This is a genomic window from Ensifer sp. ENS11 (genome assembly GCF_014851895.1).
Lineage (GTDB): Bacteria > Pseudomonadota > Alphaproteobacteria > Rhizobiales > Rhizobiaceae > Ensifer > Ensifer canadensis.
The window spans coordinates 81673-104028 of sequence record NZ_JACVAN010000023.1 but is presented as its reverse complement, the minus strand read 5'-3'; the positions used below and the strand labels follow the sequence as shown (position 1 = coordinate 104028).

General features: G+C 62.3%; 24 protein-coding genes. 11 read left to right on the top strand and 13 right to left on the bottom strand.

Annotated features, from left to right (window positions below; translation table 11 throughout):
• Positions 1-13: 13 nt before the first annotated feature.
• Positions 14-544: a gamma-glutamylcyclotransferase gene (locus tag IB264_RS29240; protein ID WP_038575656.1), complete on the bottom strand. Its 531-nt coding sequence runs from the start codon at positions 542-544 to the stop codon at positions 14-16.
• A gap of 193 nt (positions 545-737) precedes the next feature.
• Here IB264_RS29240 and IB264_RS29235 point away from each other — a divergent pair, with 193 nt between their 5' ends.
• Entirely contained in the window at positions 738-1751 is a 1014-nt protein-coding gene (locus tag IB264_RS29235; protein ID WP_025424645.1) for a DUF2125 domain-containing protein, read from the top strand.
• Positions 1752-1851: 100 nt separating this feature from the next.
• Here IB264_RS29235 and IB264_RS29230 read toward each other — a convergent pair whose 3' ends face one another.
• The 3 genes from IB264_RS29230 to IB264_RS29220 form a co-directional block, all read right to left on the bottom strand.
• Positions 1852-2778: a prephenate/arogenate dehydrogenase family protein gene (locus IB264_RS29230; protein ID WP_025424646.1), complete on the bottom strand. Its 927-nt coding sequence runs from the start codon at positions 2776-2778 to the stop codon at positions 1852-1854.
• Entirely contained in the window at positions 2775-3881 is a 1107-nt protein-coding gene (gene hisC / locus IB264_RS29225; protein WP_025424647.1) for a histidinol-phosphate transaminase, read from the bottom strand. Before hisC ends, IB264_RS29230 begins: the two co-directional genes overlap by 4 nt.
• A gap of 90 nt (positions 3882-3971) precedes the next feature.
• The gene (locus tag IB264_RS29220; protein ID WP_025424648.1) at positions 3972-4736 is read right to left on the bottom strand and encodes a class I SAM-dependent methyltransferase; all 765 of its coding nucleotides are present in this window, start codon (positions 4734-4736) and stop codon (positions 3972-3974) included.
• A gap of 182 nt (positions 4737-4918) precedes the next feature.
• Between IB264_RS29220 and gloB the strand changes: the two genes are divergently transcribed.
• Together gloB and IB264_RS29210 are read left to right on the top strand one after the other, a co-directional pair.
• Positions 4919-5689 carry a hydroxyacylglutathione hydrolase gene (gloB, locus tag IB264_RS29215; RefSeq protein ID WP_025424649.1) on the top strand — a complete coding sequence of 257 codons (771 nt, stop codon included), beginning with the start codon at positions 4919-4921 and terminating at the stop codon, positions 5687-5689.
• Positions 5689-6132, top strand: a complete 444-nt coding sequence (locus IB264_RS29210) for a cupin domain-containing protein (RefSeq protein ID WP_057217889.1) — start codon at positions 5689-5691, stop codon at positions 6130-6132. The genes gloB and IB264_RS29210 overlap by 1 nt, the downstream gene beginning before the upstream one ends.
• Positions 6133-6175: 43 nt before the next feature.
• Here IB264_RS29210 and IB264_RS29205 read toward each other — a convergent pair whose 3' ends face one another.
• On the bottom strand, positions 6176-7066 hold the full coding sequence (locus IB264_RS29205; RefSeq protein WP_025424651.1) for a DMT family transporter: 891 nt from the start codon (positions 7064-7066) through the stop codon (positions 6176-6178).
• Positions 7067-7282: 216 nt separating this feature from the next.
• On the bottom strand, positions 7283-8059 hold the full coding sequence (locus IB264_RS29200) for a DUF3108 domain-containing protein (protein ID WP_025424652.1): 777 nt from the start codon (positions 8057-8059) through the stop codon (positions 7283-7285).
• A gap of 389 nt (positions 8060-8448) precedes the next feature.
• Here IB264_RS29200 and rpmB point away from each other — a divergent pair, with 389 nt between their 5' ends.
• Together rpmB and IB264_RS29190 are read left to right on the top strand one after the other, a co-directional pair.
• Entirely contained in the window at positions 8449-8745 is a 297-nt protein-coding gene (rpmB, locus tag IB264_RS29195; protein ID WP_025424653.1) for a 50S ribosomal protein L28, read from the top strand.
• Positions 8746-8896: 151 nt separating this feature from the next.
• Positions 8897-9535: a queuosine precursor transporter gene (locus IB264_RS29190; RefSeq protein WP_025424654.1), complete on the top strand. Its 639-nt coding sequence runs from the start codon at positions 8897-8899 to the stop codon at positions 9533-9535.
• A 148-nt stretch (positions 9536-9683) separates the two neighbouring features.
• Here IB264_RS29190 and IB264_RS29185 read toward each other — a convergent pair whose 3' ends face one another.
• The 4 genes from IB264_RS29185 to IB264_RS29170 form a co-directional block, all read right to left on the bottom strand.
• Positions 9684-10676, bottom strand: a complete 993-nt coding sequence (locus tag IB264_RS29185; protein ID WP_025424655.1) for an esterase-like activity of phytase family protein — start codon at positions 10674-10676, stop codon at positions 9684-9686.
• 110 nt (positions 10677-10786) lie between these two features.
• Positions 10787-12682, bottom strand: a complete 1896-nt coding sequence (cobT, locus tag IB264_RS29180; RefSeq protein ID WP_025424656.1) for a cobaltochelatase subunit CobT — start codon at positions 12680-12682, stop codon at positions 10787-10789.
• 103 nt (positions 12683-12785) lie between these two features.
• The gene (gene cobS / locus IB264_RS29175) at positions 12786-13781 is read right to left on the bottom strand and encodes a cobaltochelatase subunit CobS (protein WP_025424657.1); all 996 of its coding nucleotides are present in this window, start codon (positions 13779-13781) and stop codon (positions 12786-12788) included.
• 74 nt (positions 13782-13855) lie between these two features.
• Positions 13856-14491, bottom strand: a complete 636-nt coding sequence (locus IB264_RS29170; protein WP_025424658.1) for a J domain-containing protein — start codon at positions 14489-14491, stop codon at positions 13856-13858.
• A 143-nt stretch (positions 14492-14634) separates the two neighbouring features.
• On the opposite strand from IB264_RS29170, the gene IB264_RS29165 reads away from it, so the two are divergent.
• The gene (locus IB264_RS29165; protein WP_025424659.1) at positions 14635-14916 is read left to right on the top strand and encodes a BolA family transcriptional regulator; all 282 of its coding nucleotides are present in this window, start codon (positions 14635-14637) and stop codon (positions 14914-14916) included.
• 3 nt (positions 14917-14919) lie between these two features.
• Here IB264_RS29165 and IB264_RS29160 read toward each other — a convergent pair whose 3' ends face one another.
• The 3 genes from IB264_RS29160 to IB264_RS29150 are packed head-to-tail and all read right to left on the bottom strand — an operon-like array spanning position 14920 to position 17940.
• Positions 14920-16227 carry an HlyC/CorC family transporter gene (locus tag IB264_RS29160; protein WP_025424660.1) on the bottom strand — a complete coding sequence of 436 codons (1308 nt, stop codon included), beginning with the start codon at positions 16225-16227 and terminating at the stop codon, positions 14920-14922.
• Entirely contained in the window at positions 16224-17357 is a 1134-nt protein-coding gene (gene aroB, locus IB264_RS29155) for a 3-dehydroquinate synthase (RefSeq protein ID WP_025424661.1), read from the bottom strand. The genes IB264_RS29160 and aroB overlap by 4 nt, the downstream gene beginning before the upstream one ends.
• Positions 17350-17940, bottom strand: a complete 591-nt coding sequence (locus tag IB264_RS29150) for a shikimate kinase (protein ID WP_025424662.1) — start codon at positions 17938-17940, stop codon at positions 17350-17352. Before IB264_RS29150 ends, aroB begins: the two co-directional genes overlap by 8 nt.
• 241 nt (positions 17941-18181) lie before the next feature.
• Between IB264_RS29150 and IB264_RS29145 the strand changes: the two genes are divergently transcribed.
• The 5 genes from IB264_RS29145 (at position 18182) to IB264_RS29125 (ending at position 22202) form a co-directional block, all read left to right on the top strand.
• Positions 18182-18331 (top strand): hypothetical protein, encoded by a 150-nt coding sequence (locus IB264_RS29145; RefSeq protein ID WP_025424663.1) that lies wholly within the window; start codon positions 18182-18184, stop codon positions 18329-18331.
• Positions 18328-19290 carry a site-specific tyrosine recombinase XerD gene (gene xerD, locus IB264_RS29140; protein WP_025424664.1) on the top strand — a complete coding sequence of 321 codons (963 nt, stop codon included), beginning with the start codon at positions 18328-18330 and terminating at the stop codon, positions 19288-19290. The genes IB264_RS29145 and xerD overlap by 4 nt, the downstream gene beginning before the upstream one ends.
• Positions 19291-19354: 64 nt before the next feature.
• On the top strand, positions 19355-20308 hold the full coding sequence (locus IB264_RS29135; RefSeq protein WP_025424665.1) for an acetyl-CoA carboxylase carboxyltransferase subunit alpha: 954 nt from the start codon (positions 19355-19357) through the stop codon (positions 20306-20308).
• A gap of 209 nt (positions 20309-20517) precedes the next feature.
• Positions 20518-21966, top strand: coding sequence for a murein L,D-transpeptidase family protein (locus IB264_RS29130; protein ID WP_025424666.1), 1449 nt, complete (start codon positions 20518-20520; stop codon positions 21964-21966).
• Complete coding sequence (locus IB264_RS29125) at positions 21966-22202, top strand: sulfurtransferase TusA family protein (protein ID WP_025424667.1); 237 nt, start codon at positions 21966-21968, stop codon at positions 22200-22202. Before IB264_RS29130 ends, IB264_RS29125 begins: the two co-directional genes overlap by 1 nt.
• The last annotated feature ends 154 nt before the right edge of the window (positions 22203-22356 follow it).

The following is a 22356-nucleotide window of genomic DNA, read 5'->3' as shown; positions in this document are numbered from 1 at the left end:
CTGATCCCGGACATTATGCGTTAAGGGTCGCCACGACCTCTTCCAGCCAATGGTCGCGAATGCCCATCTCCTTGAGGTGGGCAAGCGTGTTGAACACGTATTCGCTGTTCGGACCCGACTTTCCCGACGAGACGGCGACGATCGCCGCAGCCTCCGGAGCGCTCAGCGCTCCGGCATACTGCACATGGGCGCGGTCGATCACATAGGTCAGCGCCGGAACCCGCCGCCCGTCGGCAAGCTGCACCGGCATCGTCTTTTCCTTGTAGACATGCGTGACAAGCTCGCGTTCCCGCAAATAGTCGATCACCGCCGCCCTCTCGCCGTTGTCGATGCGAAAAGCCGCGCCGATGCACGAGCCGCCATAGTCGAGCCCGAGCACCAGGCCCGGCCGCTGCTGAGTACCGCGATGCACCCAAGAGCGCACGCAAAGCGACCGACGATAGCCAAATGCCCGCGCCGTCGATCTTTCCTCGAACCGGAAGCCCGGGTTCCACATCAGCGACCCGTAGCCAAAGACCCAAAATTCGTCCATATCCACTGTCATTCAATCCGCGCTGTCTGCTCATCGCCGAATCGTCGGCTCATCGGTGGCCAGCCATGTCGGTTTTTCTACGGCACAGCATCTCGGCACGGAAGAGACAAGTCGTTCCCGTGCATAGAATGAAAGATAATAAGCAGGATCGGCGGCGCCACCCGAAAGGCGGCCGCGATCTGAGTTTGGTGGAGTACGCGTTACCATGACCGCAACCGCAGTCGCCAATCCCTCGCCGGTCAGCCGGAAGTTTCGCTGGCTTATCGCCGGCATAGTGATCGTCTGTGCCGCCTATTCGGCCGGCTGGTATGCCGTCGCCGACCAGGTCGAGAAGCGCCTGACGACCCAGCTCGCGGACGGCCGGGCAAACGGGCTCGGCGGCGAGTGCACGAACATGGACGTGCGCGGCTTCCCGTTCCGCATCGGCCTGTTCTGCGACAAGGTCAATCTCGACGACACCCGCCGCGGTGCCTCCGCCTCCTTCGGCGCGCTTCGGACCGCGGCACAAGTCTACCAGCCCAGCCATGCGATCATCGAGCTCGATGGTCCGGCCGAACTGCGCGTTTCGCCCGACCTCAATGTCTCGGCCGACTGGACGCTGCTGCATGCAAGCGTCAGGGCGACCCTTTCCGGGCTCGACCGCAGTTCGCTGACCTATGACAACCTGACCGGCACCGTGCGCCTGCCGCTGACCGGCGACAGCTTCGGCTTCGGCGCCAGCCACGGCGAAATGCACCTGCGTCAGAACGGCAACGATCTCGATGCGGCCTTGAGCGTCGACAAGCTCGATCTTCGTCCTGAGAACGGCGCAAGCTTCGCGCCACCCGCCAATCTTGCCGCCGACCTCACCTTTGTCGACAAGGCGAGCTGGATGGGCTCCGGCATCCCGACGCCGGCGATGCTGCGCGGGAGCAAGGGCGAACTGCGCCAGATGACAGTCGACCTTGGCTCGGGCATGAACGCCAAGCTGTCGGGCCCCTTCTCGGTCAACGACCAGGGGCTGATCTCCGGCGAGTTTTCGCTGACGATGACCAATATCGACGCCTGGCGCACAAACCTGGTCACGCTGATCCCCGACGATGCGAACCTGGTCAACAACACGGCCAACATGCTGAAGGCGCTGGCCAACGGCAAGAACGAGGCGACAGTCAAGCTCAACGTGCGCGACGGCACCGCCTTCCTCGCCTTCATCCCGATCGGCGTGCTGCCGACGCTCTGATCCCGGTGCAGCGAAAAGCCGCTCGCTCTGGCGGCCTTCGCGAGAATACAAAGAGCCCGGGGCGTGGATGATCCACGCCCCGGGCTCTTTCGTTTATCGGCTACTTCTGATCCATCGCGTGACGGCCGAAGTCCGGCATGGCCGTGTCCTGACCTGCCTGGATGATCGACCGCCGGATCGCGCGGGTGCGGGTGAAGAGATCGAACAGCTTGTCGCCGTCGCCCCAGCGGATTGCCCGCTGCAGATAGGCGAGGTCCTCGGAAAACCGCGACAGCATTTCGAGGATCGCGTCCTTGTTGTGCAGGCAGACGTCGCGCCACATGGTTGGGTCGGACGCGGCCAGGCGGGTGAAGTCGCGGAAACCGGACGCGGAATATTTGATGACTTCGGATTCGGTCACCGCTTCCAGATCGTCCGCCGTGCCGACGATGTTGTAGGCGATGATGTGCGGTAGGTGCGAGACGATCGCCAGCACCTTGTCGTGATGCTCGGCATCCATTTGCTCGACCATAGAACCAAGCGTTTCCCAGAACAGCCGCAGCCGCGCGATCGCTTCCTCGTCCTGGCCGTCCGGCGGCGTCAGGATGCACCAGCGACCGCGGAAGAGGCCGACGAAGCCGGCGTCCGGACCGGAATGCTCGGTACCGGCGATCGGATGCCCTGGCACGAAATGAACCGTGGCGGGCAGATGCGGCGCCATCTGGGCGATGACCGAGCCCTTGGTCGAGCCGACATCGGTGACGATCGCGCCAGGCTTCAGGTGGGCGGCGATTTCCGCGGCCACCGCACCGGACGCACCGACAGGCACCGACACGATGACGAGATCGGCACCGCGCACCGCATCGGCAGCCGACAGCGTATAGCGATCGCCAAGGCCAAGCTCCTCGGCGCGCGAAAGCGTCGCTTCGCTGCGGGTCGAGATCACCAGGGTTTGGGCGAGCTGCTTGTCTCGGATTTCCCGGGCGATCGATGAGCCGATGAGGCCGATGCCGATAAGTGCGATCGTTTCAAACTGCTGTGTCATCATTTCCGTCCCATGAATTCTGTCAGTGCCGCGATCACGCCCTCATTGGCTTCCTGCGAGCCGATGGTCATGCGCAGGGCATTGGGAAAGCCGTAGGCCGCAATCGCACGCAGGATGTAGCCGCGATGAGTGAGGAACGTATCCGCGTCGTTCGCACGCATGCCGTCCTCGTCCGGGAAATGGATGAGCACGAAGTTGGTAACCGATAGCGTGATCGTGAGACCGATCGATTCCACCGCGCGGCTGACACGCTCCAGCCAGACGAGGTTATGGTCGACCGCCTCAGCGACGAAGGCCTGATCGCGCACGGCCGCGGCACCGGCTGCAATCGCCGCCGCACTGAGGTTGAACGGCCCGCGCACGCGATCGACCGCGTCGATCACTTGCGGCGGAGCGTACATCCAGCCGATACGCAGACCGGCAAGACCGTAGATCTTGGAGAACGTCCGGGTCATGACGACGTTGCGGTTGGCCGACACCAGTTCGAGCCCGGCCGCATAATCGTTGCGCCGAACATATTCGGCATAGGCGGCATCGAGCACCAGAAGCACGCCCTCGGGCAGGCCCGCATGCAGACGGCGAACTTCGTCGACGGGAATATAGGTTCCAGTCGGGTTCGCCGGATTGGCGATGAAGACGATCTTCGTGCGCTCGGTGACCGCCGCGAGAATGGCATCGACGTCGACGGTCGCGTTGCGCTCCTTGACCATGACCGGCGTACCGCCGGCGGCCATGATCTGGATCTTGTAGACCACGAACCCGTGCTCCGTGATGATGCCTTCGTCGCCGGGCGCCAGATAGGTGTGGCACAGGAGACCGAGCAGTTCGTCCGAGCCGTTGCCGCACAGGATGTTTGCCGGGTTGAGCCCGTGCACAGCACCGATCGCCGCGCGCAGCGCCTGGGCCTGGCCGTCGGGGTAGCGCTCCAGGTTGAAGGCCGCGGCCTGGAAGGCCTCGATCGCCCTGGGGCTGGCGCCGAGTGGCGTCTCGTTGGACGAGAGCTTGTGGACCTTGGCGACACCGGGGGCATGCTCCTTGCCGGGCACATAGGCGGCAATGTCCAGAATGCCGGGACGCGGCTGCGGGCTCTTCGAGGCAAGGCTCATCGGATCAGCTTTCAAGGCAGGAAATGAGGCCAAGCCAATACCGGCGCAATCGGCATTTGTCGAGGGTCGGCAAGCCCGGCAGAGTGGCGATCAAGGCTGGGCGCGCGGGCGCTCCCGGGTGCTCGGGATACCCTGTGGCGCCAGCACCGGCACGAACACGCGCCGCGACGCACGCGCGGCAACCGGCAGGCCCTGATAAAGCCGCTTCTGCGCCTCCACCACGATCACGCCCGAGAAGACCGGCCAGAGCGAGCGGCCAAGCCGCTCGAAGCCCCGGCGCAGGCGCAGGATCATCTTCAGCTTCGACGGCGGGAAGAACAGTGCCTCCGACGAGGCGCCGGGTGTGAAGTTCGTCTCGCGCAGAAGCGCCGTCAGCTGACCGCGCGAATAGGGCCGCCCCGAGCCGAACGGCGTATGCTCCATGCGCGCCCAGACACCACGACGATTGGGCACGACGATCACCAGCCGGCCGCCCGGCGCCAGCACCCGCCAGATCTCCTTCATCGTCTCGCGCGGGCTTTCGGCAAATTCCAGCGAATGCACCATCAAAACCCGGTCGATGGAAGAATCGGGCAGCGGCAATTCCTCGTCGAACACCAGCGCGGTCGACGACAACTCGGCAACCGGCCAGTTCACCGCCCCCTGCCCCGCCGGCATGAAAGCAAAGGTCCGCTCCGTGTCCTTCCGGAAACGCTCGAGATAGGGCACGGCATAGCCGAGCCCGACAAGCCGCTCCTCGGGCAGGCGCGCCCAGACCGAAGACAGCGCAATGGTGACGGACTGTTCGGCCATGCGGCCCAGTTCGGAGTGATAGAATTCTCGGAGGTCGACGATATCGGTGTGCATGCGCAACATGTTAGCCTTGAAGCGGTAGACTTCAAGGCAAGCCTCGCTACATTCGGCGGCAGTCACCACAGCACCGCATGCTCATAGAGCGTGCAAAGGGGCGCTGTAGCGTTAAACTCGCCGCATGATTTGTCCTTTGATCGACCGCGATCGAAGGCGCCTGCAGCAGAAGCCCGATCGGAAGACACGCCATGGCCGCGCTCGAACTTGACCTCTTTCTTTGCCGCACCGACAATTTCGGCGTGCTGCTGCACGATCCGGTAAGCGGCGCCACCGCCTCGATCGACGCGCCCGAGGAGCAGCCGATCCTGGAGGCCCTGGAGCGGCGTGGCTGGACGCTCACCCATATCCTCACCACCCATCACCACGGAGACCATGTCGCGGCCAACGTCGCGCTCAAGGATCGTTTCGGCGCCACCATCATCGGGCCGGCGGCAGAGGCGGCCAATATCCCCGGCATCGACAGGAGCGTGCGTCACGCTGAACGCTTCGATTTTGCCGGCCACCCGGTCGACGTCATCGAGACGCCCGGCCACACCGCCGGCCATATCTGTTTCCACCTTCCTGAGGATAAGCTGCTCTTTGCCGCCGACACCCTGTTTGCGCTCGGCTGCGGCCGCCTGTTCGAGGGAACGCCGGAAACGATGTGGCAGTCGCTCAGCCGACTTCTCGCCCTGCCCGACGACACTACTGTTTATTTCGGCCACGAATACACGCTGTCGAACGCCCATTTCGCCGTGACGATCGACCCGGACAATGATGCATTGAGGGAGCGTGCGGCCGAGATCGAAGAAACCCGCTGCGATGGCGGCTTTACGGCGCCGACGACCATCGGCCTCGAAAGGCGCACCAACCCGTTCCTGCGCGCCGCCGACCCGAAGATCCGCGCGCATCTCGGCATGGAAGGGGCGACCGATGCGGCTGTCTTTGCCGAAATCCGCAAGCGCAAGGATAATTTCTGATGACGGCCGATCAGGAACTGACGCCGGGCGCCATCATCGAGATCCTTGGGCTGACGCGCCACCCCGAAGGGGGCTGGTATGTGCAGACCTTCCGCGACGCCAACGGCGGGCCGCGCGGCCACTCGACGGCGATCTACTATCTGCTGGAGCGCGGCGAGCGCTCGCACTGGCATCGGGTACGTGACGCCGCCGAGGTCTGGCATCACTATGCTGGCGCGCCGCTGGAGCTCAGCATTGCCGCCGACAGCGAGCCTGCAACGGTTCTGCGCCTCGGCCCCGGCATTCTCGGCGGCGAGCGCCCACAGGGGCTCGTGCCGCCCAACTGGTGGCAATCCGCCGTCTCGCTCGGCGACTGGACGCTTGTCGGCTGCACGGTGGCGCCGGGCTTCGATTTCTCAGTCTTCGAGATGGCGGCCCCCGACTGGGCGCCGCCTGAGAAATAGAGCATTTTCAGGAAAAGTGTGAAGCGGTTTTCCGCCCGGAAGGTTACTCTGCCGGCTGCACCGCCGTGCGCGCCTTACGAAAGATCATGTCCTTGGCCGCCAGCACCGCGCCGCCCGTCACGAAAAGGCATGCGGCGGCGATACGCCATGACGGCTCGGCAAAACCGAACAGGATGAGGATCAGCGTCGACAGAACCGGTGCGGCGTAGCTGGCAACGCCGAGCAGCTGGATATTGCCGTTCTTGACGCCGAAGTCCCAGGCATAGAAGGCGGCACCGACCGGCAGCAGGCCGAGGCCCGCAACCGCCAGCCACTCGAACGTCGTTTCCGGCCAGACGGTCGTCTCGAGACCAAGATGGCAGACGAACGAGAGAAGCGATGTCGCCAGGCAGAAGCCGGTGACGACGTCGGTCGAGACCGCCTCGAAGCGGCGCGTCAGCAGCGAATAACCGGACCAGGTGAAGGCGCACAGCAGGGCTGCGCCGTACCCCATCAGATAGGCGTCGTCAAAGGCGATACCGTTGCGGGCGATGATCATGATCGTTCCCATCAGGCCGGCAAAAGCGCCGGCAACGTGGTACCAGCGCAGCCGCTCGCCCGGCAATAGGGCAGAGCCGACGACGATCAGCAGCGGCCAGAGATAGGCGATCAGACCGGCTTCGACAGCCGGCGCGTTGCGAAGTGCGGTAAAGTAGAGAAAGTGATAACCGAAAAGACCGGCGATGCCGGTGATCCAGACCTTCGCCGGCTGCTTCAACAGCGCCAGCCGCTCCGGCTTCAGCGCGAGAACGACGACCCCCGGAATGCTGCCGATGAGGAAACAGATGGCTGACAACTGGAACGGCGGCATCTTGCCGGATGCAGCGGTAAACAGCGCCAGGAGCGACCACATCAAAATGGCGGTTGCACCGATCAACGTTGCCTTGAATTTCATGTCTTATCCCCTCGTGCAGCCTCCAACTGCATAATTCCTTAGATCGGAATCGATTTAAGGAGAAAATTATGCAGCAAGCTTCAAGCGCTACAGCGCAGCACGTCACGTTTGACGCGCTGCGCTGTAGCGGAAACCGGCGCGGATAAAATCACGACTCGGCGCGAAATGTTAGTACTCGGCGTGAAATGTTAGTGATAATCTCCACCATTCGGTGGATCAACCGCCGAATCGCGTCGCGGAAACCGTCACGGGGCCAAGCTTGGTCGGGATGCGCACATAGACGGGCGCATAGACATCGACGACATCAGATTTGGCAAACCAGATTTCCATGGTCTGCAGCTGCCTGAGATATTCGACGTCTTCGCGCCCCTTCTTGTAGCCCGCCTTCGGAACAAAGCGGATGCCGCAGACGATCACCTCGCCTTCGAATCCCTTGGTCTTGAACGGCCTGGTCCCCCTCGCCGACAGCTTGATGTCGAGACGCGATTCGCCGTCGAAGATCGGAAGGGTATTGGGGCAGACGCGGGCATTACCGGGAATGATAAGGCCGGACAAGGGATCGAGCACGTTGCGCATGTCGCGCGAGGTCACCGGCACCCAGTTCTTCGGCAGCGGCGTGCGCTTCGGATTCATGCTGGCATGCACGACGTTGCCGTTGCTGTAGGTGACGCTGATCGCCCGGCCCTTCTTGCCGCTGCGATAGGACATCGAATATTCGTTTGCGCGCAGATAGTCGCGGCCGATGACGCCGGAAACACGGGTCTGCCCCGAAGTCCGGCTGAAAATGTCGACGAGGCCGGCCGAATGCAGCGTTCCTGATATCGTGTAGCGATTCTTTACAAGCGCCGTATGGAACGACGCTCTCGCGAGCGGCAAACCGGCAAGCGAGATGCTGTAATCCGTCTGATGTTCGATATCTGCAGCAAGCGATGCTGTGGAAAACATTGCCACTGACAACAGCGCTACCGCGCGAGAACCGATGCGCAACTTCATGCCCTGAGAGATCCATTACTCGAATGCCGTCGCCATGCCTTGGAATGCAGGTCGTTTACGGCTTTTCTACGCCTTTTCCGACAGATCCGGCGGCCGGAACGCTACCGCATCATGGACCTCTGCTGCATCCGCAGGACAACAGATAGCGCATCGTAAATCAGCTTGGAATGACTCGCGTGAAGCATTATTGTGGCCGCGATCGAGCTTGCCTGATGCAGAAACAGCCGGGAGAAACGGCGGTTTTCCGAGAATGCAAGAGGTTTGGCTTGACGGGCGGGCTGTCTCTGACTATAGAACCGCAACTTTCCAATAATGGCCAACAGGAACGCGGCCTGGGCTCTGGGCCCGCTACCGCATCGTCCGGCGGCGATAAAGAGAATAGGTGTACCATGTCCCGTAGTTGCGAATTGACCGGCAAGGGCGTCCAGTCGGGCAACAATGTCAGCCACGCCAACAACAAGACCAAGCGCAAGTTCCTTCCGAACCTGTGCAACGTCACGCTGATTTCCGATGCTCTCGGCCAGCGCTTCCGCCTGCGCGTTTCCGCAGCGGCTCTCCGCTCGGTTGAACACCGCGGTGGTCTTGACGCTTTCCTCGTGAAGGCCGACGAGAACGAGCTGAGCATGCGCGCTCGCCTGCTGCGCCGTCAGATCGTCAAGAAGAACGCTGAAGCCGCTGCCGCTTAATCAGCGCCAGCGTCTGTCTTCGACACGACTTTAAAAAGGCTTGCGGGTTTATCCGGCAAGCCTTTTTCTCGTGTTTAATTTGCAGATTTTCATCGGCCCGGCGTTCAAGCCTGGCTTCCGCTCAACTGGTGGCATCTCCCAGGATAAAAAAATGCTGATCAACCGCACGTTCTTCATCTATGTCGCGTTCATGACCTTGGTGGTCGTGGCCTCAAACTTCCTCGTTCAGTATCCGCTGCCGGGCTCGATCGCCGGCATGCAGCTCGGCGACCTCCTGACCTGGGGTGCCTTCAGCTATCCCTTCGCGTTCCTCGTCACCGACCTGACCAACCGCCATTTCGGCCCGCGCATTGCGCGTCGTGTCGTCGTTGTCGGCTTCCTCGTGGCGATCGTTCTGTCCTTCTTCGCAGCGACGCCGCGCATCGCCATCGCTTCCGGCTCCGCCTTCCTGTTCGGCCAGCTGCTTGATATCTCCGTGTTCAACAAGCTCCGCCGCCAGAGCTGGTGGCATGCGCCGCTGGCAGGCTCGCTGATCGGCTCGGCGCTCGACACGGCCATGTTCTTCTCCTTCGCCTTTGCGCCGTTCTTCGTGTTCTTTGGGCCGAATGACAGCTTTGCGCTGGAGACAGCACCGCTGCTCGGCATCCTTGCGACCGAGGCTCCGCGCTGGATCTCCTGGGCGCTCGGCGACCTGACGGTGAAGATCCTCTGCGGCATCATCATGCTTTTGCCCTACGGCGCGCTGATGAGCGTGATCAAGCCGATGCCATCAGGCAAGGCGACAGCCTGATACTACAGCGCCGCGCGTCTTATAGACGCGCAAAGGTCGCTGTAGCACTTTGAATTGCTGCATGTTTTGATCCTTAAATCGAATACGATTTCAGGAAACATGCAGCAGCAGAACAAGTGATTGATGACGGGGCCGAATGGCCCCGTTTTCATTTGATCAGGCGGAATTCCAGCATCAGATTGCGCTCGAGGATCGAGTGGTTGTCATCGGAGATGACGATGACGCGGACATCGCCACTGGCGCCAGCGACCACGTCGAGGCCCTCCATGTTGTCGATCTGATAGCCCATGTCGGCTTCGAGAATGACGTCGCCGTCGACCACGGCGCCAGGCCGAATGCTGGCTCCCGGAATGCGGCGGATGCGCATGCCGAGACCGGAGGCGAAGTTGAACCGACGTTCCAGCAGCAGAAGGTCGCCATCGGGCAGGAAAGCGCCGTCGGTAACGGCGTAGGGATCGGTACGGGTAACGGCAAAGGCGCCCTTCATCGGGCCATCGAGAATGCCTGCCAGAAGATTGTCCGCCTTGTCGACGCTGCGCTCGGACACGGTGACGGCAGCGCCGCCGAGCGGGCCATCCTTCGGCGAAATCGCCACGGTCTCAAGCCCGCCATTGTTGCGCAGCTCGGTTGTTGGAAATGGCAGCGGCATGCTGCCGACCGGCCCCGAAGTCGAGAAACCCGGATCCGGGTAGATATCGATGCGGTGGGCCTGCTCGTAGCTGACGATCACCTCGCCCTCGCGCAGTGCCAGACCTTCGGAATCCACCTTCCATTTCTCCAGCCCGACCGCGCCGCTCCTGTCCGCCATCGGTGTTGCCGTCAGGTCCGTGAGACCGGAAAGCCTGCCGTTCGCATCACGGATCACCGCCCCTTCGAGCCAATGCCCCGTATCCATGACGGCGACGAAGGAGGTGCCATCCGGCCGGAATCGGATCGCGGATACGGCGCCGAACAGCGCATTGGAAGACGTCATCTCCAGGCCGCCGATGAATTCCAGCTGACCGAACCGCGTCTGGTTGGAGCCGACCTTGAATGGGTCTATCTGCCGGCTGCGAATGGGCAGCGTCTCGCTGCCGCCGGCGGCCAAAGCCACGCCGGTCGAGGCCAACAGGGAAAGAACGAGGAGACCGCGGCCAAGCATCTGGGGGAGTTCCTTCGGGCGGGCAGAATAGGCGGGGAGGAGATGGCAACCGCGGCAGCGGCCTAGGGGATGAACGGGGCGACAGACGGTCGCCCCGGTTTCGCGAAAGATTAGCTAGCGCGGCGCATGCGCCCCGGACGGCGGCGCATGCTTTCGTCTTCGAACAGATCGGCGAGCTGCTCGGTCATCGCGCCGGCCAGTTCATCCGCATCGACGATGGTCACGGCGCGGCGATAATAGCGCGTTACGTCGTGACCGATGCCGATTGCCAAAAGCTCGACCGGCGAGCGCGTCTCGATCTGCTCGATCACGGCACGCAGGTGCCGTTCGAGATAGTTGCCCGGATTGACCGACAGCGTCGAGTCGTCGACCGGCGCGCCATCGGAAATCATCATCAGGATGCGGCGCTGCTCGCGCCGCGCCATCAGGCGCTCATGCGCCCAGATCAGCGCCTCGCCGTCGATGTTTTCCTTGAGCAAGCCCTCGCGCATCATCAGGCCGAGATTGCGGCGTGCACGCCGCCACGGCGCATCGGCCGACTTGTAGATGATATGGCGCAGATCGTTGAGGCGGCCCGGCGATTGTGGCTTGCCACCGGCCAGCCACTTCTCACGCGATTGCCCGCCCTTCCACGCCTTGGTGGTAAAGCCAAGGATCTCGACCTTGACGCCGCAGCGCTCCAGCGTGCGCGCAAGGATGTCGGCGCAGGTCGCGGCAACCGTGATCGGCCGGCCGCGCATGGAGCCGGAATTGTCGATCAGGAGGGTCACGACCGTATCGCGGAAATTGGTATCCTTCTCGCGCTTGAACGACAGCGGCTGCATCGGATCGATGACGATGCGCTGCAGGCGCGCAGTGTCGAGATAGCCCTCTTCCAGGTCGAACTCCCAAGAGCGGTTCTGCTGCGCCATCAGGCGGCGCTGTAGCCGGTTTGCAAGCCGCCCGACGGCACCTTGAAGGTGCGAGAGCTGCTTGTCGAGGAACGCGCGCAGCCGGTCGAGTTCCGCCTCGTCGCAGAGCTCTTCCGAGGCGATGGTCTCGTCGAACTCGCGGGTGAAGACGGTGTAGTCGACTTTCTCGTTGAAGTCGGCAAACGGCTGGTTCGGGCGCTTGACCTCGCCGGGCGTCTCGCTGTCCTCGTCACCCTCGTCCTGCAGGTCGTCGTCGGAGATCTCCGCGCCGTCCATCTCGCCTTCTTCCATCTGCTCTTCAGCAGCCTGGTTTTCGTCGGCAGGGGCCGCATCGTCGCCGGCTTCCTCGTCGCTGGCGTTTTCGTCCTGCTCCTGGCTGCGCGGCTGATCCTCGTCGGTCTCGCTTTCCTGCTCGTCCGGCTCGATGTCGTCGTCGCCGTATTTCTCGGCAACATCCATCGATGTCAGCATATCGCGCACGACGCGGGCGAAAGCCTGCTGGTCGTTGAGCGTCGACGACAGATTCTTGATGTCGCCGGCAGCCTTCTCCTCGATGAAGTCGCGCCAGAGATCGAGCACCTTACCGGCGGATGCCGGCGGCTTCTCGCCGGTCAGCTTCTCGCGCACCAGCAAAGCAACAGCCTCGCCGAGCGGTGCATCGGCCTGCTTGCTGATCGCGCCGAAATTGGCCTTGGAATATTTCTCTTCGAGCATCGAGCTCAGGTTCTTGGCAACGCCTTCCATGCGCAGCGAGCCGATCGCCTCGACACGAGCTTGCTCGACGGCATCGAAGATCACCCGCGCGTCGGCGCCCTGCGGCGACATCGTCGCGTGGACGCGTGCGTCATGACAGGCCTTGCGCAGCGCCATGCTGTCGCCGAGACCGCGCGTCACGGCAAGTTCCTGCCGCGTCGGCCGCTTGGAGATTTCGGGCAGACGGATGCGTTCGCCTGTTATGCCCGGTCGCTCGTTGGCAAAAGCCACCTCGACCTCGGCATCGCCCGCGATCGATCGGATGCAGCCGGAAAGCGCCCGCTTGAACGGTTCGGCTGCATTTTCGCGCGTGGTCGGCTTTGCCTTGGAGTTCGAGCTCACGACAGTTCCTTCTTCAGCCAGATGCGATGATGCCTGGTGGGGCATCATCGAGTTTGCCACAGGGTCACAAGTCCGCCTTTCCCGGGGAAAGACGGACGATGGATCAGGCGGTGGCTTCAAGCACGATGTTGGCAGCGCTTTCCTTCAGCTCGATGCCGAAAGCGCGCTGATAATGCTCGGCGACAAGCGCCCGCTCCAGCTCGTCGCACTTGTTGAGGAAGGTCACGCGGAAGGCAAAGGCGATATCGCCGAAGATATAGGCGTTCTCGGCCCAGGTGATGACCGTACGCGGGCTCATGACCGTCGACAGGTCGCCATTGATGAAGGCGGCGCGGGTAAGATCGGCAACGCGCACCATCTTCGATACCGTCTCGCGGCCCTTGTCGGCGGTAAAGCCCTTGACCTTGGCGGCGACGATATCGACTTCCTTGTCATGCGGCAGGTAGTTGAGCGTCGTCACGATCGACCAACGGTCCATCTGCGCCTGGTTGATCTGCTGCGTGCCATGGTAGAGGCCGGTGGTATCGCCGAGACCGACCGTGTTGGCGGTTGCAAACAGGCGGAATGCCGGGTGCGGACGAATGACGCGGCTCTGGTCGAGCAGCGTCAGGCGGCCGGAGGATTCCAGCACGCGCTGAATGACGAACATCACGTCCGGGCGGCCGGCATCGTATTCGTCGAAGACGAGCGCGACGTTGTGCTGGTAGGCCCAGGGAAGGATGCCGTCCTTGAACTCGGTGACCTGCAGGCCGTCCTTGACGACGATCGCGTCCTTGCCGACGAGGTCGATACGGCTGACATGGCTGTCGAGGTTGACGCGCACGCACGGCCAGTTGAGGCGCGCTGCGACCTGCTCGATGTGGGTGGACTTACCGGTTCCGTGATAACCCGAGACCATCACGCGTCGGTTATGGGCAAAGCCTGCGAGAATGGCGAGCGTGGTTTCGCGGTCGAAGAGGTAGTCCGGATCGAGATCCGGCACGTAGGCGTCGGCCTTCGAGTAGGCGGGAACGCGCAAATCCGTGTCAATGCCGAAAACGTCCCGAACCGAGACGGTTGTGTCGGGAAGGTTGGAAATGTCGAGGTCAATCTTGCTCATCATGTCTCCAGAGCGGCCACCGGACGGCACCCGCGCATTCGCCTGCAAAAGTGCTTCTGTAATAATCCGCGTTGTTAGCAGAAACCAGCCTGTTTTAACAATTGGTAGGCTTGAATTACTGCGCGAAAACGCTCCTCCGATCCCCTGTCCCCGCCATTGGCATCAGGGTGGTGTTTCTTGACCAGATCCTTGTAGGCCGCCTTGATATCGCTGGCTGTCGCCGAAGCGCTAAGGCCGAGCGTTTCATAGGCCTTGGCTTCGAGCGTCTTCAGCTTGCGCTGGCGCGGCTCAGGACGGCCGGCGCGCGCTTTTGCCTCACTGACGAACCCGAAGGGATCGCGCATGCGCGCCTGCGCCCCGGCAGAGCCCGAACGGGTCTGCGATTGGGTCGGACTATTCTTGGCATTCTTGTTGACGCCGACCGTCCAAGTCGGACGATGCCCGGTCACCGCTTCCTTCTGATAGCGCGCGACTTCGCTGTCGGACAGACCGGAGAAGTAGTTGTAGCCCTTGTTGTATTCCTTCACATGCTCGAAGCAGAACATGAAATACTGCCCCTCGGCGTTGCGGCCGACGGGTGCGCGATGAACGCCCTTCTTGTCGCAGCCGTCCCACTGACAGGTGGGGGCGGCCGGCTCTGCGCGCGGCTCGACCTTGCGCCGTGTCCGAATGCGATCGAAGTATTTTGAATCGAGTCTCATGGCGCTCATTATGGGGGTTGGCCGGGGCCACAACAAGAATTGACAAAGCGGAATGTTGCTGGCTTTGTGCGGGCATTTTGCGCCGCCTAGGCCGCGCTGCCGGACCCGACCAACATAAGGGCATCCAGCAACCAAGGAAATGGGACGGAAGAATGTCGCTGCGGGACACGATCGAACAGAAATTGACCGAAGCCTTCCACCCCGAACGGCTGGCCGTGATCAACGAGAGCCACCTGCATGCGGGTCATCAACCTGATTTCGACGGCGGCGGCGAAACCCACATGCGGGTCCGCATCGTTGCCGACGCCTTTGCCGGCATGAGCCGAGTGGCGCGCCATCGCGCCATCAACGACCTGTTGAAGCCCGAACTCGACGCCGGCCTGCACGCGCTGGCCGTCGAGCCTGCAGCCCCCGGTGAGCCGACGCGCTGGTAGGCATCAGCCGATCGGCGTCTGGTCCTCGGCCGGGCGGATCCTGAGTTTCGTGATCCGGTTCTTCACCCGCTTCATCACGATGAAGCGCTTGCCATGGAAGGTGAAGGCCTGGCGCTCCTCCGGGATGCTTTTCGACTCGTGGATCACCAAACCGGCGACCGTCGTCGCTTCCTCATCCGGCAGTGACCAGTCGAGCGCACGGTTGAGGTCACGGATCGGCACCGAGCCGTCGACCACGATGGACCCGTCTGCCTCCTGGCGAACACCCTGGATATCGAGATCGTGCTCGTCGGCGATATCACCGACGATCTCCTCCAGAATATCCTCCAGCGTCACCAGTCCCTGAACCTGACCGTATTCGTCGACGACGATAGCAAGATGCAGCTTGCGGCGCAGGAAGGCGTTGAGCTGGTCCTTGAGGTTGGTCGTGTCGGGGACGAACCAGGGTTTCTGCGCGATCTTGACGATGTCGAGGTTTTCCGGCTCGACATCCGGCTCGGCAAGCGCGCGCAGCAGATCTTTCGAATGCACCACCCCGATGATGTTGTCGGTGGAGCTCCGCCACAGCGGCAGGCGCGTGAACGGGCTCTGCAGGATATCGCGCACGCAGATTTCAGGCGGATCGTCGGCGTTGATCGCCCGCATATTGGTGCGGTGGATCATGATGTCGGAAATCTCGAGTTCCCCGAGATCGAGCACGCCGCCGAGCCGATCCCGGTCGGCCTTGATGACCGAGCCTTCGCGGTGCAGCAGGTCGACTGCGCCGCGCAGCTCGTCATGCGCCGAAAGCATCGACATGTCGGACGAAAGGTTGACGCCGAAGAGAAACAGGATGCGCCGCACGATGCCGTTGACAAGGCTCGACAGCGGCCCGGCCACGGCGACGAAGGGGCGAACCAGCGGCGCGACGGCAAGTGCAAAGCGATCCGGCGACGCAATCGCCCAACTCTTCGGCAGCACTTCGGAAAAAATTACCAACAGCACGGTCATGACGACCGTGGCGATCGCCACGCCCGAATTGCCGAGCAGGCCGATCAACAGGCTCGTCGTCAAGGACGAGGCGAGAATGTTGACGAGGTTGTTGCCGATCAAAAGCGCGCCGATCAGCCGATCGCGGCGCTCGATCAGGCGATTGACGATACCCGCCCGCTCGTCGCCATTGTTCTCAAGCGAATGCATGCGCGAGCGCGAAGCCGCAGTCAGAGCCGTTTCGGAGCCCGAAAAGAAAGCGGAAAACAATAGCAGGCAGAAGACCGCGGCAATCGACAGCCAGTATTCGCCGAGAAATGCCAGGAATGCTTCGCCGGTCATTGCGGGTGCTTTTCCCTCAGGAAGCTCAGGACCTCGGAGGCCGGCACATCGTCGGCGACGAAGGACTGGCCGATGCCCCGGGTCAGGATGAAGGTGAGCTTGCCGCCCTTGACCTTCTTGTCCTGGGCAATCGCGTCCATCAGCTTTTCAGCCGGCGGCAGGCTACCGGGGATTTCGGTCATGCGCGTCGGCAGGCCGACGGCTCTCAAGTGCGTTTCGACCCGGCTCGCATCATCGGCGCTCGCAAGGTTCATGCGCGTCGAGAATTGATGCGCCAGCACCATGCCGATCGCCACGCCCTCGCCATGCACCAGGCGGGCGCTGTCGTATTCGGTGGCGGCTTCCAGCGCGTGGCCGAAGGTGTGGCCGAGGTTGAGCAGTGCACGCAAACCGTTCTCGCGCTCGTCCGCCGCCACGACATCGGCCTTGGCCTGGCAGCTCACTGCGATTGCCTCGATGCGCGCAGCCCCGCCGGAAAACACCGCCTGCCAGTTTTTCTCCAGCCAGGCGAAGAAGTCCGGCTTGTCGATCAGCCCGTATTTCGCAACCTCGGCATAGCCGGCGCGGAATTCGCGCGGGCTCAGCGTGTCGAGCACATCCGTGTCGGCAAGCACCAGATCCGGCTGGTGGAAAACGCCGATCAGGTTCTTGCCGTGCGGCGAATTGATACCGGTCTTGCCGCCGACCGAGGAATCGACCTGCGCCAGCAGCGATGTCGGGATCTGGATGAAGCGCGAGCCGCGACGCACGATACCGGCCGCAAAGCCGGTCAGGTCGCCGATGACACCGCCGCCAAGCGCGATCACCGCGTCGTTGCGCTCGATCCGTGCACCGAGTATGGCTTCGCAGGCGGGAATGAGATGCTCGAAACTCTTGGTCTTTTCGCCCGCCGGCAACACCAGCGACACGGCTTCGATGTCTCTCTGCTTCAGGCTCGCCATCAGCGGTTCGAGATAGCGCGGACCGACGTTTTCGTCGGTGATGACGGCCACCTTGCGCCCCTTGAGGCGCGAGGCGATCTCGTTGCCGGCAGCAGCGATCAGCCCCGGACCGATCAGAATGTCATAGGAACGATCACCGAGATCGACGCGAACCTTGCGCTCGGCAGCAGGCATCACATGGCTATTCATCATTTGGCACTTTCCGGAAATCTATGACGGCGGTGAGAACGTCCTCCACCATCGTCTCCTTGCTCACATCGCGCGACATCACCGTCAGATCGGCTTCGGCGTAGATCGGGTAGCGGGCGCGCATCAGGTTTTCGAGCGTCTGCTTGGGGTTCTCGGTCTTCAACAGAGGACGTGTGTCGCGCTTGTTGACCCGCTCCCAGAGCACGTCCAATTCGGCATTGAGCCAGATCGTCAAGCCGCCGCGCTTGATCTGGCGGCGCGATCGCTCGTTGATATAGGCGCCGCCGCCGGTGGAAACGACACGGGGGCCGGTGCGCAGCAGGCGTTTCAACACACGTGCTTCCAGCGCCCGAAATTCGTCCTCGCCGTAGCGGGCAAAGAGATCGCTGATCGTCATGCGCGAGACGCGCTCGATCTCGTGGTCGGAATCGACGAAGGGAATGCCGAGCGCCTGCGCCGCCAACCGGCCGATCGCGGATTTTCCGGCGCCCATCAGGCCGATGAAAACGAGATTGCGTTTACCGAGCGCAAGCTTCGCCCGTTCGGCAAGCGTCGCGGAAACCGGTTCGATCACGTCGTTCATTGGACTTCTTATTCCCCATTCCCTTCCGGTATCGACAAATCGGGGTGGAGCGTCAAGCCGTCGCGCGCGTCCGTGCATGCTTCTTGAACTTGGCGAAAGGGGCGTTCATATAGATCGGGCATCTACCAAAGTGCGGCGCGTCCGGTCCAGCGCGCACACGGTTGCCCCAGCACATTCAACGGCTGCATGATTTTATCCTTAAATTCGTTCCGGTTTAAGGGATCCTGCGGAGGAAACTGAAATGCCCACCCTCTTCCGGTTCCTGTTCTTCTGCGGCGTCATCGCCGGGCTGATCTACGGCACGATGATCGCGCTCGTCACCTTCGTCGAGCCGGTCGAGCGCAACGTGACCGTGAAGATCCCATCCGAACGGGTCAACAAGACACAATGAGCGATCTTTCCGCGGCACACGTCGAGGCCTTCCTCGAAATGATGAGCGCCGAACGCGGCGCCGCCGTCAATACGCTGCAATCCTACGAGCGCGATCTGGAAGACGCCTTGTCCCACATGCGCGGCCGCGGAACGGGGCTGACGAGTGCGGCGACCGACGATCTCCGGCATTATCTCGCCCATCTGGCGGGCCAAGGCTTCAAGCCGTCCTCGCAGGCGCGCAGGCTGTCGGCGCTCAGGCAGTTCTACAAATTCCTCTATGCAGAAGGCCTGCGCACCGACGACCCGACAGGCATACTCGATGCGCCCAAAAAGGGTAGAAGCCTGCCGAAGACGCTGAGCATCGACGACGTGTCACGACTGATCGGCCGGGCCGAGACCGAAGCCGAGGCGACGGCAGGCGGACCGGAGCGGCTTTCCAAGCTGCGCATGCACGCTTTGATGGAGCTTCTTTATGCCACCGGCATGCGTGTCAGCGAACTGGTGTCGCTGCCCGCAAGCGTGCTCGCCCAGAACGGGCGCTTTCTCGTCGTCCGTGGCAAGGGCAACAAGGAGCGGCTGGTGCCGCTCTCCCAGGCCGCGATCCGCGCGATGCGTCTTTATGGGGCAGCCCTCGAAGAAGAAACGGCAAAAGCCGACAGGGGCGAGCGCGAAAGCCCGTGGCTGTTTCCGTCAACGGCAAAGGCAGGTTTTCTCCCCCGCCAGGTCTTTGCCCGCGACCTGAAATCACTGGCGGCGCGTGCCGGCATCCGCGTGGCGACGATCTCGCCGCATGTGCTGCGTCATGCCTTCGCCAGCCACCTGCTTGCCAACGGCGCCGACCTTCGTGCCGTCCAGGAACTGTTGGGTCACTCGGACATTTCGACGACACAAATCTATACACATGTTCTGGAAGAACGGCTGCACGACCTCGTGCAAAACCATCACCCTCTTGCCAAACAGGCGAAAAAACAGGATTAGGACCGCCGGGCAGGCTGGTTTCGGCCGGCAGATCCTTGTGGCAAAACGATCGGAAACGCATCTCATGCACAACTATCTCGATTTCGAAAAACCTATCTCCGACCTCGAAGGCAAGATTCTCGAACTGAAGAAGCTCGCTGGCGAAGACGAGAGTGTGAACACTTCGGATGAGGTCGAACGGCTCGAGACACGGGTCCGCGATGCGATGGCCGAGATCTATTCGAAGCTGACGCCGTGGCAGAAGACCCAGGTCGCCCGCCACCCCTCGCGTCCGCATTTCCTCGATTACGCCTCGGAACTGTTCACCGAGTTCACGTCGCTTGCCGGCGACCGCAACTATGGCAATGACGAGGCCATCCAGGCCGGGCTTGCGCGTTTTCGCGGCATGCCTGTCGCCGTCCTCGGTCAGGAAAAAGGCAGCGATACCAAGTCGCGCATCAAGCACAACTTCGGCAGCCCGCGCCCTGAAGGCTACCGCAAGGCGATCCGGGTCATGGAAATGGCCGACCGCTTCGGCCTGCCGCTGATCACGCTGATCGACACCGCCGGTGCCTATCCCGGCGTCGGCGCGGAAGAACGCGGCCAGGCGGAAGCCATCGCCCGCTCGACGGAAATGTGCCTGAACGTGCGCGTGCCGATCGTCACCGTCGTCATCGGCGAAGGCGGCTCCGGCGGCGCAATCGCGATCGCCACCGGCAACCGCGTCTATATGCTCGAGCATGCGATCTACAGCGTCATCTCGCCGGAAGGCGCAGCCTCGATCCTCTGGCGCGATTCGACCCGCGCCAAGGAAGCCGCCAGCAACATGAAGATCACCTCAGAGGACCTGAAGGCGCTCGGCGTGATCGACGGCATCATTCCCGAGCCTGTCGGTGGCGCGCACCGCGATCCGCAATCGGTGATCGCCCGCACCGGAACGGTGATTGCCGACGCTCTGAAGGAATTGTCCGGACGCAACGGCGACGAATTGCGCACCGATCGCCGACAGAAGTACCTGAATATCGGCCGGAACCTCTGATCCGACGCGATTGTTCGCCGAAAATTCGCAACCACAAATCGGACTGTGGCCAAATCTTGGCCATATTCGTACGGTCATGAACAACGGCGTGCGCAGCGTGCCCTGCAGGGTTAAGAATTCGTGAAGTATAATGGCTTACTGATTCCCTAAGGGCCCTTCTGCGAACGCGGCTCTCACTGACGAATTTTGGTTTGAACGGGCTTTCGCCGATGCGCTTGAGAAACCTTGTAGCCACCGCCGCTGTCGCCGCGCTGCTTGCCGGCTGCACCAACGATGCCCTGGATACGGCGACGGTCGATCTTTCGACTGTCAAGAACAAGACCGAATATCAGCTCTCGAGCAAGATGAGCGCCAAGATGAGCGAGCTCGGGATGCAGAAGACATCCCCGATCGCGCTGCGCATCTTCAAGGAAGAAGGCACGCTCGAAGTCTGGAAGGCCAACACGTCCAACCGCTTCCAGCTCTTGAAGAGCTACAAGATTTGCGCCTGGTCGGGCAAACTTGGTCCGAAGGTGAAAGAAGGCGACCGTCAGGCGCCGGAGGGCTTCTATCCGCTGTTCCCGCAGCAGCTGAATCCCAACTCGAAATACTATCTGGCGATCAACACCGGCTACCCCAACACCTATGACCGCGCCAACGGCCGTCAGGGTACGCATCTGATGATCCACGGCGCCTGTTCGTCATCCGGCTGCTACTCGATGACCGACGAGCAGATGATCGAGATTTTCGCCATGGCGCGCGACGCCTTCAAGGGCGGACAGCAGAGCGTCCAGCTGCAGGCATTTCCTTTCCGCATGACCGCCGAGAACATGGCGCGTCATCGCAACAATCCCAACATCGATTTCTGGAACATGTTGAAGGTCGGCTACGATCAGTTCGAAGTCACCAAGCGTCCTCCGGAAATCAATGTCTGCGAGAAGAAATACGTCTTCAACCAGCAGGGCAGCGCCGCCTTCAACCCGGGCGGCACGTGCCCGGCGATGTCGACCCCACCTGCCTTGCAGATGGCCATGTCGACTTTCGAAAAGGGCTATAAGCTCGACTACGACAAGGCCATGAAGAAGTATGACGGCATGGTCTGGTATGAGCCGAGCGAGGCCGAGCGCAAGGCGATCGTCGCCAAGCAGCGCACCGGCCGCGAGCTTGCCTACGCGCCGACCGGCAATTCGATCGATGCCGGCAAGCTGATGAAGGCAAGCGACCTCGAAAAGAAGCTAGCCGCGCAGAAGGAAGCCGAAGAAACCAAGCTGGCTGTCGAGATCCAGAAGAAGGAACTGGAAAAGGCGACACAGGGTGGCACCCATGTGCCGGTTCCGGCCGCCAACCCGATCCCCCAGCCCGTGCTGCAGGCAGCCGTCGAGCAGCCGGCCAAGAAATCCTTCTGGAGCCTGTTCTCCAGGAGCGAACCCGCAGAACAGGCACCGGCACCCGTCGCCGAAGCTCCGGAGCAACAGGCTGCCGTTCAGCCGCAGACACAACCGGCAGGCACAGCGGCAAAGCAGACACGGTCGGCTGGAGCCCAGCAAAAGGTTCAGCCCGAGACGACCGCCGTGGCATCGGCAAATGCCGAAGGCGCCGTCGAGCCTGCAGCCGAAGCGCCTGTTGCCGTGGAGCAGCCACCGAAGAAGCGGCCGTTCTGGAAGATCTGGGGCAATTGATGCCTGGCGAAGAGAAGACGATTTACGACCTCAGGGGGCTTAAGTGCCCCCTTCCCGTTTTGAAGGCGCGCAAACGCATCGCCTCCATGGCTGCAGGCGCGCTGCTCGAGATCGAGACGACCGATCCGATGGCGGTGATCGATATCCCGCATTTCTGCCGGGAAGACGGCCACAGCCTCGAAGCGGCCTCGCCGGCCGACGGCGGTTATCGCTTTCTGATCCGCAAGGGCGCTTGAAGCCAAACAGCAGCGTCCTTGGTCTTGAACCGTCCGCACCGCGTCCCTTGTGTAATGCGTTCGCGCTGGCAGACCTGATGCGACGCATGCGCCCGTGGGTCGGGTTTCCTTGACGAAAGGCGTGGCCGTGTTGATAGGGCAATCGTCGTCGCGG

What these genes read in the sequence shown, in the direction of transcription:
- IB264_RS29240 (WP_038575656.1), bottom strand. Translation starts at nt 544, where the DNA reads ATGACAGTGGATATGGACGAATTTTGGGTCTTTGGCTACGGGTCGCTG.
- IB264_RS29170 (WP_025424658.1), bottom strand. Translation starts at nt 14,491, where the DNA reads ATGAGCGCCATGAGACTCGATTCAAAATACTTCGATCGCATTCGGACA.
- IB264_RS29220 (WP_025424648.1), bottom strand. Translation starts at nt 4,736, where the DNA reads ATGTTGCGCATGCACACCGATATCGTCGACCTCCGAGAATTCTATCAC.
- gloB (WP_025424649.1), top strand. Translation starts at nt 4,919, where the DNA reads ATGGCCGCGCTCGAACTTGACCTCTTTCTTTGCCGCACCGACAATTTC.
- IB264_RS29165 (WP_025424659.1), top strand. Translation starts at nt 14,635, where the DNA reads ATGTCGCTGCGGGACACGATCGAACAGAAATTGACCGAAGCCTTCCAC.
- IB264_RS29190 (WP_025424654.1), top strand. Translation starts at nt 8,897, where the DNA reads ATGCTGATCAACCGCACGTTCTTCATCTATGTCGCGTTCATGACCTTG.
- hisC (WP_025424647.1), bottom strand. Translation starts at nt 3,881, where the DNA reads ATGAGCCTTGCCTCGAAGAGCCCGCAGCCGCGTCCCGGCATTCTGGAC.
- IB264_RS29135 (WP_025424665.1), top strand. Translation starts at nt 19,355, where the DNA reads ATGCACAACTATCTCGATTTCGAAAAACCTATCTCCGACCTCGAAGGC.
- xerD (WP_025424664.1), top strand. Translation starts at nt 18,328, where the DNA reads ATGAGCGATCTTTCCGCGGCACACGTCGAGGCCTTCCTCGAAATGATG.
- IB264_RS29185 (WP_025424655.1), bottom strand. Translation starts at nt 10,676, where the DNA reads ATGCTTGGCCGCGGTCTCCTCGTTCTTTCCCTGTTGGCCTCGACCGGC.
- cobS (WP_025424657.1), bottom strand. Translation starts at nt 13,781, where the DNA reads ATGAGCAAGATTGACCTCGACATTTCCAACCTTCCCGACACAACCGTC.
- IB264_RS29230 (WP_025424646.1), bottom strand. Translation starts at nt 2,778, where the DNA reads ATGATGACACAGCAGTTTGAAACGATCGCACTTATCGGCATCGGCCTC.
- IB264_RS29205 (WP_025424651.1), bottom strand. Translation starts at nt 7,066, where the DNA reads ATGAAATTCAAGGCAACGTTGATCGGTGCAACCGCCATTTTGATGTGG.
- IB264_RS29210 (WP_057217889.1), top strand. Translation starts at nt 5,689, where the DNA reads ATGACGGCCGATCAGGAACTGACGCCGGGCGCCATCATCGAGATCCTT.
- IB264_RS29200 (WP_025424652.1), bottom strand. Translation starts at nt 8,059, where the DNA reads ATGAAGTTGCGCATCGGTTCTCGCGCGGTAGCGCTGTTGTCAGTGGCA.
- IB264_RS29125 (WP_025424667.1), top strand. Translation starts at nt 21,966, where the DNA reads ATGCCTGGCGAAGAGAAGACGATTTACGACCTCAGGGGGCTTAAGTGC.
- IB264_RS29160 (WP_025424660.1), bottom strand. Translation starts at nt 16,227, where the DNA reads ATGACCGGCGAAGCATTCCTGGCATTTCTCGGCGAATACTGGCTGTCG.
- IB264_RS29235 (WP_025424645.1), top strand. Translation starts at nt 738, where the DNA reads ATGACCGCAACCGCAGTCGCCAATCCCTCGCCGGTCAGCCGGAAGTTT.
- rpmB (WP_025424653.1), top strand. Translation starts at nt 8,449, where the DNA reads ATGTCCCGTAGTTGCGAATTGACCGGCAAGGGCGTCCAGTCGGGCAAC.
- aroB (WP_025424661.1), bottom strand. Translation starts at nt 17,357, where the DNA reads ATGAATAGCCATGTGATGCCTGCTGCCGAGCGCAAGGTTCGCGTCGAT.
- IB264_RS29145 (WP_025424663.1), top strand. Translation starts at nt 18,182, where the DNA reads ATGCCCACCCTCTTCCGGTTCCTGTTCTTCTGCGGCGTCATCGCCGGG.
- IB264_RS29130 (WP_025424666.1), top strand. Translation starts at nt 20,518, where the DNA reads ATGCGCTTGAGAAACCTTGTAGCCACCGCCGCTGTCGCCGCGCTGCTT.
- IB264_RS29150 (WP_025424662.1), bottom strand. Translation starts at nt 17,940, where the DNA reads ATGAACGACGTGATCGAACCGGTTTCCGCGACGCTTGCCGAACGGGCG.